Origin of the sequence: Vibrio furnissii CIP 102972, from assembly GCF_000176175.1 — a bacterium.
Lineage (GTDB): Bacteria > Pseudomonadota > Gammaproteobacteria > Enterobacterales > Vibrionaceae > Vibrio > Vibrio furnissii.
This window is the reverse complement of record NZ_ACZP01000015.1, coordinates 19,266-33,685: the sequence shown is the minus strand read 5'-3', so window position 1 is coordinate 33,685 and position 14,420 is coordinate 19,266. Positions and strand designations below refer to the sequence as shown.

At 49.3% G+C, this 14,420-nt stretch carries 9 protein-coding genes; 1 reads left to right on the top strand and 8 read right to left on the bottom strand.

The features are described from left to right. Positions 1 to 47 precede the first annotated feature (47 nt). The 4 genes from VFA_RS17850 to nudC form a co-directional block, all read right to left on the bottom strand. Positions 48 to 1,016: a hypothetical protein gene (locus tag VFA_RS17850; protein ID WP_004728265.1), complete on the bottom strand. Its 969-nt coding sequence runs from the start codon at positions 1,014 to 1,016 to the stop codon at positions 48 to 50. A 92-nt stretch (positions 1,017 to 1,108) separates the two neighbouring features. Further along, a complete protein-coding gene (locus tag VFA_RS17845) occupies positions 1,109 to 1,744 on the bottom strand; it encodes a TetR/AcrR family transcriptional regulator (RefSeq protein WP_004728264.1) in 636 nt (211 codons plus the stop codon). A gap of 93 nt (positions 1,745 to 1,837) precedes the next feature. Continuing rightward, entirely contained in the window at positions 1,838 to 2,905 is a 1,068-nt protein-coding gene (gene hemE, locus VFA_RS17840; protein WP_004728263.1) for a uroporphyrinogen decarboxylase, read from the bottom strand. 249 nt (positions 2,906 to 3,154) lie between these two features. After that, positions 3,155 to 3,940 carry an NAD(+) diphosphatase gene (gene nudC, locus VFA_RS17835; protein WP_004728262.1) on the bottom strand — a complete coding sequence of 262 codons (786 nt, stop codon included), beginning with the start codon at positions 3,938 to 3,940 and terminating at the stop codon, positions 3,155 to 3,157. A gap of 183 nt (positions 3,941 to 4,123) precedes the next feature. On the opposite strand from nudC, the gene rsd reads away from it, so the two are divergent. Next, complete coding sequence (gene rsd / locus VFA_RS17830; RefSeq protein WP_172475400.1) at positions 4,124 to 4,612, top strand: sigma D regulator; 489 nt, start codon at positions 4,124 to 4,126, stop codon at positions 4,610 to 4,612. A 95-nt stretch (positions 4,613 to 4,707) separates the two neighbouring features. Here rsd and rpoC read toward each other — a convergent pair whose 3' ends face one another. The 4 genes from rpoC to rplJ all read right to left on the bottom strand — a co-directional run bounded on the left by rpoC (position 4,708) and on the right by rplJ (position 14,197). Continuing rightward, the gene (rpoC, locus tag VFA_RS17825; RefSeq protein ID WP_004728260.1) at positions 4,708 to 8,910 is read right to left on the bottom strand and encodes a DNA-directed RNA polymerase subunit beta'; all 4,203 of its coding nucleotides are present in this window, start codon (positions 8,908 to 8,910) and stop codon (positions 4,708 to 4,710) included. A gap of 102 nt (positions 8,911 to 9,012) precedes the next feature. Further along, positions 9,013 to 13,041, bottom strand: coding sequence for a DNA-directed RNA polymerase subunit beta (gene rpoB, locus VFA_RS17820; protein ID WP_004728259.1), 4,029 nt, complete (start codon positions 13,039 to 13,041; stop codon positions 9,013 to 9,015). A 230-nt stretch (positions 13,042 to 13,271) separates the two neighbouring features. Beyond that, positions 13,272 to 13,643 carry a 50S ribosomal protein L7/L12 gene (gene rplL / locus VFA_RS17815; protein ID WP_004728258.1) on the bottom strand — a complete coding sequence of 124 codons (372 nt, stop codon included), beginning with the start codon at positions 13,641 to 13,643 and terminating at the stop codon, positions 13,272 to 13,274. 59 nt (positions 13,644 to 13,702) lie between these two features. After that, a complete protein-coding gene (rplJ, locus tag VFA_RS17810; protein WP_004728257.1) occupies positions 13,703 to 14,197 on the bottom strand; it encodes a 50S ribosomal protein L10 in 495 nt (164 codons plus the stop codon). Positions 14,198 to 14,420 lie beyond the last annotated feature (223 nt).

Genomic DNA, 14,420 nt, shown 5'->3' with positions numbered 1-14,420 from the left:
AAAGCAAACAGGCCGCTCAATGAGCGGCCTGTTTCATGTTCCATACGCTAGGCATTTGTCGCCGCGTAATAGGCTTGCACGCCATCGATGAAGCGCATCAGCTCTGATTTGGGTAGGCGATTGATCCCCGCCGCAGCCTCTCGGCCACCACCGGTGGCAAACTGGCTGCACACCGTTCCTGCCCCCTGCTTATTGTTCAGGGGCGCGCGCAGCGATACCGTATAGTGCACTTCATCGGCCACGGTCAACACCACATGCGCTTGTTCAGGCCGTTGATTGGCAAGCAAATTACCGTATACCCCACTCACGCGGTGTGAGGCCGCTTCATCAGCCAATTCAAACACGCGCAAGGTGTCACTCTCATAGTAGGGCGATTTAGCCAGCGCTTGAGCGATGTCCTGCTCATACGCCTGTTTCAGCACCGCATAAGGCGATTGGGCATCTGCAATCACATCAAACGGCGACACGTAGCCTTGCAGCGCGCGAAACAAATCCGCCGGATGATAATGCAAGTCGCTCACCGTTTGGCCATAACCGTTGTAATTGATCAAGGTCCCCAACTGTTTTAACTGCTCGGCCTGTTCAGCGCTGAAACCTGCCTTGGCTGCCAGCGCATCGGCCACACTGAGCAAGTTATCGCCATAAGCCGCCGTGATGGCCCAAGGGTGAAACTGACCGTCAAGCAGCGCGTCCACAATCAATGCGGTACACACATTGGCATCCAGATTGATGTGCGCCTCTAACTGCCCATGCTGGGGAATGTCACCCGATTGATGGTGATCGGCATAAAACACGTGCGCGCCGTTATTCAGCACATGGCACAGCGCTTGATGGTTTTTCGCCATGGAGATATCCAGCACGGTCAGGGTATCACCGGATTGTGCATCGACGTTGGCCAATAGCTCGATATCGCGTTTCACACCCGTGATCAACTGGCTGTCTCTGGGCTGAGCCAAATGAAGTTGAAGAAGAGCGATGATGCCATCGGCATCACCATTAAATACGTCATAATGCATAGTGAGCGCTACTTTAAAGCCTTGGAATAACATCAGAAACTAGCAGTTTCACGCCCACCAGCACAAGAATGAAAGGTTATATGTCATCTCGTTTAAGCATGCATGGCGCGCACGCCATCTTCCAGCAACTGCAACTGCTCGAGTCCTTGCTCAGTGGCATTTGGTTTCATGACCGAGATAATCTGTAACATGCCTTGGTGAATCACTTGTTCAGTGATCTGAGTTTTCGGTGACATTGCCGACTGATACGCCAGCCAACTGCACGCAATCAGGTGTAAAGTCGTGACCAGCTTTTTCATCTCATCGTCATTGAGTGCCAGCAACTGCATGCCAACAAAAGCACGCATGATATTGACCAAGTTGGTTTGCAGTTTTTCTTGCACGCGAATGTAATCGTCATGCAGCTCTTCGTCCCGTTGCAGAATTTCAGGCAAATTGGCGTAGAAAAAACGGTATTTCCACATCAGGGTGAAGATGGAGTCGAGGTAGTGTTTGAGCAGGGTCAGGCTTTCATATTGACCTTGCAGCGGCGTAAAGCGTTCAATCAGCTCGGCCGAATAGAGCGCAAAAATTTCACGCACAATTTCCTGCTTATTACGGAAATGGTAGTAAAGATTGCCCGGGCTGATCTCAATATGTGCCGCGATATGGTTGGTGGTCATCGGGCGTTCACCATGCTCGTTAAACAGCTCTAACGCGGCATGGACAATTCGGTCTCTTGTTTTCATTAATGGGTCACATTCCTTCCTGATTACCTAAAGTATAAAACAGCTCCCTTAAATGGTAAAAAAGCGCCCATGTCGGGCGCTGATCGTATTGGCTTACTTGTGATATGGCTTCGACAGCTCATGCACCGCATTCACAAATACACCGGCATTTTCGGGCGGCACGTCGAGGTGAATACCATGACCGAGGTTAAACACATGGCCAGTGCCACCGTGACCAAAGCCATCGAGAATCGACGCCACTTCTTCACGAATGCGTGCTTCCGGCGCGTACAGCATGGATGGGTCCATGTTGCCTTGCAGCGCCACTTTCTCACCGACACGCGCTTTGGCATCGGCAATATTGATGGTCCAGTCGAGGCCAACCGCATCACAACCGGTGGCCGCGATCTGTTCCAGCCACATGCCGCCGTTTTTAGTAAACAGCGTCACGGGGACGCGGCGACCGTCGTGTTCACGGATCAGGCCATCCACAATCTTGTGCATGTATTGCAGTGAGAACAGGTTGTAGTCACGTGGCGTCAGTACGCCGCCCCACGTATCAAATACCATCACCGATTGCGCGCCGGCTTTGATTTGCGCGTTGAGGTACTCAATCACACTGTCCGCCAGTTTATCCAGTAGCAGATGCAGAGTCGCAGGCTCGGCGTACATCATCTTTTTAATCTTGGTGAATGCCTTAGAGCTGCCACCTTCAACCATATAGGTTGCCAGTGTCCATGGACTGCCAGAGAAGCCAATCAGCGGCACCTCACCTTGCAGATCCTTGCGAATTTGACGCACAGCATTCATGACGTATTGCAGTTCGCCTTCGGGATCAGGCAAGCCAATTTTATCGACATCTGCTTTGCACGTGATTGGGCGGTCAAATACCGGGCCTTCACCCGCGGCAAAACGCAGCCCCAATCCCATGGCATCGGGAATGGTCAGAATGTCTGAAAACAGAATCGCGGCATCGAGCGGAAAACGGCGTAATGGTTGTAACGTCACTTCAGAAGCGAGTTCTGCGTTTTTACACAGAGACATAAAGTCGCCAGCTTGAGCGCGTGTGGCACGGTATTCTGGGAGATATCGCCCAGCCTGACGCATCATCCATACCGGCGTGCAATCCACAGGCTGCTTGAGCAGAGCGCGTAGATAGCGGTCGTTTTTTAATTCAGTCATTCCGTATTCCACTTCTTTTTTGGGCTTATTTATGGGGCGTATTCTAGCATTGATTTTTATTCATGAGCGGAGAGCTTTGCAACCCAGATCAAGTTATTAACTTTTAAATCAATGCTTAATTTGCGTACAATCTTTTTCGATGTTACAAATTTGTTCGCTAGCGAAAACTACAATTATAAACTGAGTATTCAGTACTCAGCATCTCATAACGACATCTTACTTACCCCCTCCCTAATCGGAGGGTTTTTTTTATCTATTTTCCGACGTAAGACGAATATCTTCGAGCGTTTGCTCAATCAAGGCGCGGGCGATGGTGCCTTGCGGCGCCACAGGAGGCATTTCGGTTGGTCGAAACCACTGCGCATCGCTCAATTCAGAATAATCCGGCTTGATCTCTCCACCCGCATAATCGGCCAGAAAACCCATCATCATACTGGACGGAAATGCCCACGGCTGGCTGCCAAAATAGCGAATGTTGTTCACCGCGATACCCGTTTCTTCTTTGATTTCACGTGCAACGCACTGCTCCAGCGTTTCTCCCACTTCCAGAAAGCCCGCAATCACGGTGTACATACCGCTGCGATGGCGTGGATGCTGGGCCAGCAGAATCTCGTTGTCTTTACGCACCGCGACAATAATGCACGGGAAAATACGCGGATAATGTAACGTTCGGCAATCATGGCACTGCATCGCTAAGTCGCGATGGTTAAGGTAGTTGCGGCCTCCGCATTGCGGGCAAAAACGCAAGCTCTGGCTCATATGGCCGTATTGAATCGCTTTGCTTGCCATCAGGAACAGCGGCTCCGGCACATGCAGTAAGTCACGCAATGAGGTCAACGCCAGATCGCGCTCCCAATCCGAGGCATTCACCCAATACACCGGCGCGCCCTGATGCTGATCGATTTTGATCGCCGCCTCAACGGGTAGATCCCACTGCTCACCGTTGCCAAACGGGATTTCCCCATCAATCGTCCAGATCTCACTGCCTGAAACCACACACCAATAAGCGGATTTTGTGTCACTGTTTTTTAACATGCCAACTCCTGATTGCTTGCAGTTCGTTCATTTTACTGGCAATCTAATTTCATACCAGAGTTTGTATAGATTTGATTTTAAATCTATAAATTCTAGTAGGGACAAGACGTTGTGCTGTACCACTACAACAAACGTGCAAAGGAAAGATCATCGTTGAATGATCCCGATCATGAGGGCATGGTCATGCTAAAAAAACTTAAACGAACGCAAGAACAATGGGGCGGTTCGAGTCAGGTCATCGATCATTGGCTGGATAAGCGCCAGCACCTGATCGTCGAATACTGCAAACTCGCAGCGCTACAACCCTGCGCAACCAAAGCTGCGGTCACCGAACTTCCATCCCCCAAAGCGCTGCAATACTTCAGCCAAGAGCTCGTCGATTACATTTCAGAAGGCCATTTTAAGATTTACGATATGGTCATGAACACATGGCATGCGACCGGTTTTCATGCCACAGATGAAATCAATCAAACGTATGCGCAGATCATCGAAACCACCGAGCCGTTGCTCAATTTCACCGACAAATACGCCACCATCCACGCAGACGATGATCTGGAAACGCTGGATGATGATTTGTCGCACGTTGGGGAATTGTTGGAGTCGCGTTTTGAAACCGAAGATGGTTTGATCCAGCTCATCGCAGATAGCCTTTCGATTCCGCCGGGCGCTTAACGTATTCGCTTGATTCACCGTCAACGAAAACCACCAGCGTGAATCGCAGGCAAATAAAAAGGCACCCGAAGGTGCCTTTTTTGCTATCAGAACGATTACTCGTCAGCTGAGAAGCCTGCGTTAAGCAGCGCTGCTAGGTTGTCGGTAGCCTGCTCTGCTGAAGGACCTTCTTTCTGAGCTTCACGCTTAGATTGACGGTCTTGGTGGTACGCAAAACCAGTACCAGCAGGGATCAGACGACCCACGATAACGTTCTCTTTCAGACCACGTAGGTCATCACGCTTACCAGAAACCGCAGCTTCAGTCAGAACGCGAGTCGTTTCTTGGAACGATGCGGCTGAGATGAACGATTCTGTTGCCAGAGACGCTTTCGTAATACCCAGAAGTTCACGTTCAAAACGTGCTGGCTCTTTGCCTTCAGCTTCCAGATCACGGTTGGCGATCTTCACTTGTGAGTATTCTACTTGCTCACCAGGCAGGAACTCAGAGTCACCTGCGTGAGTAATAGTACACTTACGTAGCATCTGACGAACGATTGTTTCGATGTGCTTGTCGTTAATCTTAACGCCTTGCAGACGGTAAACTTCCTGAACTTCGTTCGCGATGTAAGTGGTCACAGCGTGGATACCACGTAGGCGCAGAATGTCATGTGGCGATTCTGGGCCATCTGCAATCACGTCACCACGTTCGATGCGCTCACCTTCAAACACGTTCAATTGACGATGCTTAGGAATCATCTCTTCGTAAACTTCACCGCTATCGCGAGTGATCACGAGACGACGCTTACCTTTGGTCTCTTTACCGAAGCTCACAGTACCTGTGTACTCAGCAAGAATCGCAGGCTCTTTCGGCTTACGTGCTTCGAACAGGTCAGCAACGCGTGGTAGACCACCGGTGATGTCCTTGTTACCGCCAGATTTCTGAGGAATACGAGCCAGTGTGTCACCCACATTCACTTCAGCGCCATCGTCGATGTTCACGATCGCTTTACCAGGTAGGAAGTACTGAGCTGGCATATCGGTACCAGGGATCAGGACATCGTTACCTTTCTCATCCACAAGTTTGATAGCTGGACGCATATCTTTACCTGCTGCTGGACGAGCGGCTGCATCGGTCACTTCGCTTGAAGACAGACCGGTGAGGTCATCCGTTTGACGAGAAACAGTGACGCCATCGATCATGTCAACGAATTGGATGCGACCTGCCACTTCAGTGATGATTGGCATGGTGTGCGCTTCCCAGTTCGCTACGGTTTCGCCCGCTTGAACTGCATCGTTGTCACCTTTGCTCAGTAGAGAGCCGTATGGCAGTTTGTGTTTCTCTTTCGTACGGCCGAACTCATCAATGATGGTCAGTTCAGATGCACGAGAAGTAATCACCAGCTTGCCATCTTTGTTCGTTACGAACTTCGCGTTGTGCAGTTTCACAGAACCGTTGTTCTTCGCTTGGATGCTGTTCTCTGCTGCTGCTGTCGATGCCGCACCACCGATGTGGAACGTACGCATGGTTAGCTGTGTACCCGGTTCACCGATTGACTGAGCCGCGATAACGCCCACAGCTTCACCTTGGTTCACCAAGTGACCACGTGCTAGGTCACGACCGTAACACAGTGCACAACAACCGAAGTCAGCGTCACAAGTTACCACTGAACGAACTTTAATACGGTCAACAGAGTTGTCGTTAAGAACCTGACACCATTTCTCATCTAGAAGCGTGTTACGAGGAACAAGCACTTCTTCTGTACCTGGCTTCAGGATGTCTTCAGCAACCACACGACCCAGCGCAAGCTCAGTCAGAGGAACTTTAACGTCACCACCTTCGATGTGAGGCATCATGTCAACACCCTCATGGGTGCCACAGTCGTGCTCATAAACAACAACGTCTTGAGCAACGTCTACCAGACGACGGGTGAGGTAACCTGAGTTCGCTGTCTTCAGTGCTGTATCCGCCAGACCCTTACGAGCACCGTGCGTTGAGATAAAGTACTGAAGGACGTTCAGACCTTCTTTAAAGTTCGCTGTGATTGGCGTTTCGATGATCGAACCATCTGGACGAGCCATCAGACCACGCATACCAGCAAGCTGACGAATCTGCGCTGCAGAACCACGAGCACCGGAGTCGGCCATCATGTAGATGCTGTTGAACGACTCTTGTTTCTCTTCTTCGCCATCACGGTTGATCACCATTTCAGACGACAGGTTCTCCATCATCGCTTTCGCAACGCGATCGTTGGTTGATGCCCAAATATCGATCACTTTGTTGTAGCGTTCACCAGCAGTTACCAGACCAGACTGGAACTGTTCCTGGATTTCACGTACTTCTTCTTCCGCTTCGGAGATTTCAGTGTATTTCGCAGGTGGTACAACCATATCGTCGATACCAACAGAAACACCTGACAGTGCCGCGTAAGCGAAACCGGTGTACATGATTTGGTCTGCGAAGATAACGGTGTCTTTCAGACCCAGTTTACGGTACGCCTCGTTCAGCAGGTTAGAAATTTGTTTCTTACCTAGCTTCTGGTTCACAACGCTATATGGCAGACCTTTCGGTACGATTTGCCACAACATTGCACGACCAACAGTGGTATCCACCATCTTGGTCTCAGTTGTGCGATTGCCGTCTTCGTCAACCACGGTTTCCGTGATACGTACTTTAACGCGTGCGTGCAGTGAAGCCGTCTTCGTGCGGTATGCCTTTTCAGCCTCTTTAGGGCCAGCCAGGTACATGCCTTCACCCAGAGCGTTCACTTTTTCACGAGTCATGTAGTACAGACCCAATACAACGTCCTGAGAAGGTACGATGATCGGATCACCTGACGCTGGCGACAGAATGTTGTTTGTCGACATCATCAGTGTACGAGCTTCTAGCTGTGCTTCTAAAGTTAGAGGCACGTGTACCGCCATTTGGTCACCATCGAAGTCCGCGTTGTACGCCGCACACACAAGTGGGTGTAGCTGAATCGCTTTACCTTCGATTAGAACAGGTTCAAACGCCTGAATACCTAGACGGTGAAGTGTTGGTGCACGGTTCAGTAGCACTGGGTGTTCACGGATAACTTCATCCAGGATATCCCATACAACCGCTTCTTCACGCTCAACCATTTTCTTCGCAGCTTTGATCGTCGTTGCTAGGCCACGAGTTTCCAGCTTGCTGTAGATGAATGGTTTGAACAGCTCAAGTGCCATCTTCTTAGGAAGACCACACTGGTGCAGACGCAAGTAAGGACCTACTGTGATTACAGAACGGCCTGAGTAGTCTACACGTTTACCAAGCAGGTTCTGACGGAAACGACCTTGTTTACCCTTGATCATATCAGCAAGAGATTTCAGAGGACGCTTGTTCGAACCTGTGATCGCGCGGCCGCGACGACCGTTATCCAGAAGCGCATCAACAGACTCTTGTAGCATACGTTTTTCGTTGCGTACGATGATGTCCGGAGCAGCAAGCTCTAGAAGGCGTTTCAGACGGTTGTTACGGTTAATCACACGACGGTATAGATCGTTCAGATCGGATGTCGCAAAGCGACCGCCATCTAGCGGTACTAGCGGACGTAGATCTGGCGGAAGTACCGGAAGCACAGTCAGAATCATCCACTCAGGTTTGTTACCTGATGCAACGAATGCTTCAACCAGTTTCAGGCGCTTCGTAACTTTCTTACGTTTAGTTTCTGAATTCGTCGTATCCAGCTCTTCGCGCATCTGCTCAGCTTCAGCCAGCAGATCCATAGATGACAGCAGATCTTTGATCGCTTCTGCACCCATTTTCGCAGTGAACTCGTCGCCCCACTCTTCTAGGCGATCCAGATACTCTTCTTCAGTCAGCATCTGACCACGTTCTAGGTCAGTCATGCCTGGTTCAGTCACCACGTACATTTCGAAGTAAAGCACACGTTCGATGTCGCGCAGTGGCATATCCATCAACAGACCGATACGAGACGGCAGTGATTTTAGGAACCAGATGTGAGCAACAGGAGAAGCCAGTTCGATGTGGCCCATACGGTCACGACGAACTTTAGTTTGCGTGACTTCAACGCCACACTTCTCACAGATAACGCCACGGTGTTTCAGACGCTTATATTTGCCACAAAGACATTCGTAGTCTTTTACCGGGCCAAAAATACGCGCACAGAAAAGACCATCGCGTTCAGGTTTGAACGTACGATAGTTGATGGTCTCAGGTTTTTTCACTTCACCAAATGACCATGAACGAATCATGTCAGGTGAAGACAGACCGATTTTGATTGCATCAAATTCTTCGGTCTTGTGCTGTGCTTTTAGAAAGTTTAATAAGTCTTTCACAATCAGCTCCTGTAAGGAGTTAAAAGGAACTCGCCGTGTGAACTAGCGAGCTCCTTCCTACCAGAAAACCGGTTAGGCTCCCCGAGTGGGGAACCTTAAGGTTTACTCTTCGTCTTCTAGCTCGATGTTGATACCTAGCGAGCGAATCTCTTTCAACAGTACGTTGAACGATTCTGGCATACCAGGTTCCATCGCGTGGTTTCCGTCGACGATGTTTTTGTACATCTTCGTACGGCCGTTAACGTCATCCGACTTAACAGTTAGCATTTCTTGTAGGGTGTAAGCTGCACCGTATGCTTCCAGTGCCCATACTTCCATCTCACCGAAACGCTGACCACCGAACTGAGCTTTACCACCAAGTGGTTGCTGAGTTACTAGGCTGTAAGAACCTGTTGAACGAGCGTGCATCTTGTCGTCAACCAAGTGGTTCAGTTTCAGCATGTACATGTAACCAACAGTGACAGAACGCTCAAACGCATCACCAGTACGGCCATCAAACAGAGTCAACTGACCAGATTCTGGCAGATCACCCAGTTTCAGCAGCGCTTTGATTGACGCTTCGTTCGCACCATCAAAGACTGGCGTCGCAATTGGCAGACCTGAACGCAGGTTTTGTGCCAGTGTACGTACTTCATCATCAGACAGCGCCGCAATATCGACTTGTTGACGAGTTTCGCCCAGATCGTAAACTTTCTGTAGGAACTCACGCAGCTTAGCCAGCTCTTGTTGTTCCTTGATCATCTGGTTGATCTTGTCACCGATACCTTTCGCAGCCAGACCTAAGTGAACTTCTAGGATCTGACCGATGTTCATACGAGACGGTACACCCAGTGGGTTCAGTACGATGTCGACCGGTTGGCCTTTCTCATCGTATGGCATGTCTTCAACAGGGTTGATCTTAGAGATTACACCCTTGTTACCGTGACGACCCGCCATCTTATCACCCGGTTGGATGCGACGTTTCACTGCCAAGTACACTTTCACGATCTTCAGAACGCCAGGTGCAAGGTCATCACCTTGGGTGATCTTGCGACGCTTGGTTTCAAATTTCTTATCGAATTCAGCTCTCAGTTCGTCGTACTGTTCAGCCATTTGCTCTAGCTGAGTTTGCAGTTCGTCGTTTTCTAGCGTCTGTTCTAGCCATTTCTTACGATCGATAGCATCCAGTTTCGCTTCGCTGTAACCGCCAGTGATCAGCAGAGAACGAACACGAGCAAGCAGACCGCCTTCCAGAATCTGGAATTCTTCGGTCAAGTCTTTCTTCGCTTCTTTCAGCTGCATCTGTTCGATTTCAAGCGCACGTTTATCTTTCTCTACGCCATCGCGAGTGAAGACTTGAACGTCGATAACTGTACCCGCAACAGAGTTAGGTACACGCAGAGAAGTATCTTTAACGTCTGATGCTTTCTCACCGAAGATAGCGCGTAGCAGCTTCTCTTCAGGAGTCAGTTGGGTTTCGCCTTTCGGCGTTACTTTACCAACCAGGATGTCGCCACCCTTCACTTCAGCACCGATGTAAACGATACCTGACTCATCCAGCTTAGACAGCGCAGCTTCACCGACGTTTGGAATATCCGCAGTGATCTCTTCTGCACCCAGCTTAGTATCACGCGCCACACAAGACAGTTCTTGAATGTGGATAGTCGTGAAACGGTCATCTTGAACAACACGTTCAGAAACTAGGATCGAGTCTTCGAAGTTGTAACCATTCCAAGGCATGAACGCGATACGCATGTTTTGGCCAAGCGCCAGTTCACCAAGGTCAGTTGATGGACCGTCAGCCAGTACGTCACCGCGAGCCACAGGTTCACCCGGCATCACACATGGACGCTGGTTGATACAAGTGTTCTGGTTAGAACGGGTGTATTTAGTCAGGTTGTAGATATCGATGCCCGCTTCGCCAGGAATCAACTCTTCTTCATTAACCTTAACCACGATACGTGATGCGTCAACAGACTGAATCATACCGCCGCGTTTCGCGACTGCAGTTACGCCTGAGTCGACCGCTACGTTACGTTCAATACCGGTACCAACGAAAGGCTTCTCAGCTTTCAGCGTTGGGACTGCTTGACGTTGCATGTTCGCACCCATCAATGCACGGTTCGCGTCATCGTGTTCCAGGAATGGAATCAGCGATGCTGCGATCGATACAACTTGGTTCGTTGCAACGTCCATGTAGTTCACGTGTTCACGTGGGTGAAGACCAGATTCACCTTTTTGACGTGCTGTAACCAGCTCATCAGCAAAGCCACCTTCTTCAGTCAGTTTCGCGTTCGCCTGTGCGATAACGAATTGACCTTCTTCAATAGCTGACAGGTAATCCACTTCATCCGTGACAACGCCATCTACAACGCGACGGTATGGGGTTTCAAGGAAACCGTACTCGTTGCAGCGTGCAAACGCAGACAGCGAGTTGATCAGACCGATGTTCGGACCTTCAGGCGTTTCGATAGGACATAGACGACCGTAGTGAGTTACGTGTACGTCACGTACTTCAAAGCCAGCACGCTCACGAGTCAGACCGCCAGGGCCCAATGCAGAGATACGACGTTTGTGCGTGACTTCTGACAACGGGTTGTTCTGGTCCATAAACTGAGACAGCTGTGAAGAACCGAAGAATTCTTTAACAGCAGCAGAAATCGGTTTCGCGTTGATCAGATCTTGTGGCATCACGTTGTCCAGATCGCCAAGACTTAGGCGTTCTTTCACTGCGCGTTCAACACGTACAAGACCAACACGGAATTGGTTCTCTGCCATTTCGCCAACAGAACGGATACGACGGTTGCCAAGGTGGTCGATATCGTCCACTTCGCCTTTACCGTTACGGATCGCGATCAGTTTCTTCATCACTTCGACGATGTCTGTTTCGTCAAGAGTGCCTTGCTCTTCAGCGTCTGCACGCTCGATAGAGCTGTTGAACTTCATACGACCGACGGTAGACAGATCGTAGCGTTCTTCAGAGAAGAATAGGCTTTCAAATAGGGCTTCTGCCGCTTCTTTTGTTGGCGGCTCGCCAGGGCGCATCATTCGGTAGATTTCTACCAACGCCGAAATACGGTCTGTTGTGCTGTCGACACGCAAGGTCTCAGACATGAACGGACCGTGGTCTAGATCGTTCGTAAACAGAACTTCTAGTTTTTTGTAGCCTGCTTGTGACAGGTTCGCCAGCGATTCAAGGCTAATTTCCTGGTTCGCTGCAACGATGATCTCGCCAGTTGCTTCATTGATGTAATCTTTAGAAGAAACTTTACCTACGATGTACTCAACCGGTACTTCGATGAAGGTCACGCCATCTTTTTCAAGTTGACGAATGTGACGAGCCGTTACACGACGACCTTTCTCAACATACAGCTTGCCATCTGCTTCGATATCGAAAGACGCAGTTTCACCGCGTAGACGCTCAGGCACCAACTCCATCATCAGAGTTTGGTCTTTCACTTCGAAGTTAATTTTTTCGAAGAAGATGTCGAGGATTTCTTCAGTCGTCTTACCCAGCGCACGCAGGATAATAGATGCAGGGAGCTTACGACGACGGTCAATACGCACGTACAGGTTATCTTTAGGGTCGAATTCGAAATCCAACCAAGAACCGCGGTACGGGATGATGCGTGCGTTGTAAAGCACTTTGCCTGAAGAGTGGGTCTTACCCTTATCGCTGTCGAAGAATACGCCAGGGCTTCTGTGCAGCTGGGATACGATAACCCTCTCGGTACCATTGATTACAAAGGTACCATTGTCTGTCATGAGTGGAATTTCACCCATGTAGACTTCTTGTTCTTTAATGTCTTTGACAGTACCTGCTGGCGCGTCTTTATCAAAGATCACTAGGCGCAGTTTCACGCGTAGCGGTTTTGAATAAGTTACACCACGGATTTGACATTCTTTAACGTCAAAAACTGGCTCACCAAGACGGTAGCTAACGTATTGCAGCTCTGAATTGCCGTTGTAGCTCTGGATTGGAAATACAGAACGAAAAGCGGCTTCAAGACCGTATTGTCCCTCAGGATCCTGTTCGATGAATTTTTCGAACGAATCGAGCTGGATCGATAGCAGGTATGGAATGTCCAACACTTGTGGACGAGTACCAAAGTCCTTACGGATGCGCTTTTTCTCGGTATAAGAGTAAACCATGGGGTTCCTCAGCTCGCTGATAAGTGACCCAAACTGTCCGCTAAAGAGGGGACAGTGACTAAATCGCTGTTTACTGTAGTGACGGCTCATTACGTATGAATGAGACGTTTTTTGCAAGAATATGAGACGCCTAAACAGCGGGAAAATTCGCTCATACCCTACAGCGCAAAAAGGCCGGTGGTCATTAAACCACCAGCCATTAGCCTTGCGGCTAAGAATTTAAGTAATTATTACTTAACTTCAACAGATGCACCAGCTTCTTCAAGCTCTTTCTTCAGTGCTTCAGCTTCATCTTTAGATACAGCTTCTTTCAGAGGTGCTGGAGCGCCGTCAACTAGAGCTTTAGCTTCTTTCAGACCTAGGCCAGTTGCGCCACGTACTGCTTTGATAACAGCAACTTTGTTTGCACCAGCAGAAGTCAGAACTACGTCGAACTCAGTTTGTTCTTCAGCAGCTGCGCCACCAGCAGCAGCGCCGCCAGCAACTACTGCAGCAGCAGCAGAAACACCGAATTTCTCTTCCATTGCAGAGATCAGTTCAACAACTTGCATTACAGACATTTCTGCAATAGCGTCTAGGATTTGCTCGTTAGTAATAGACATAACAATTCTCTTTTAAGTCAACAATAAGTTTATTTTGCAACCAGTAAAAAGCAAGGCAATTAAGCCGCAGCAGCTTCTTTTTGATCACGGATAGCAGCGATAGTGCGAGCCAGCTTAGCAGCTGAAGCTTCTTTCATGCACATCATCAGACGTGCGATTGCTTCATCGTAAGTTGGTAGCGTCGCTAGTACTTCAACGTCAGTAATTGCGCCTTCAAATGCAGCCGCTTTGATCTCGAATGCTTTGTTCTCTTTAGCAAAGTCTTTGAAAAGACGTGCTGCAGCACCTGGGTGCTCGTTAGAGAAGCCGATCAAAGTCGGACCTACGAATACGTCTTGTAGACATTCGTAAGCTGTGCCTTCTACTGCGCGACGTGCTAGTGTGTTACGAACAACACGTAGGTAAACACCCGCTTCGCGCGCTTGTTTACGTAGAGTTGTCATCGCAGCAACTTGTACACCACGAGAGTCAGCTACAACTGCAGAAAGTGCACCACTGGCCGCTTCGTTGACTTCAGCGACAATTGCTTTTTTGTCTTGAAGATTTAAAGCCATCTTGGATTACTCCTGGTTGTCGTTACACCACTCACTATTATCACAACAGTGAGAGCTTATTAGGTGCAGTCCCAGAAGAAAGTTAACGCATTCTTTAAAATAAAAAATGAAAATCTTTCTGTCAGGTTCGGGCACCATCTACGTAGGTTGCATTAAGTTATCAAGAGATAACGCCTACGGTCTTGGACGGAGACTGAACACTCATTCAAAGAATGAGACCTCA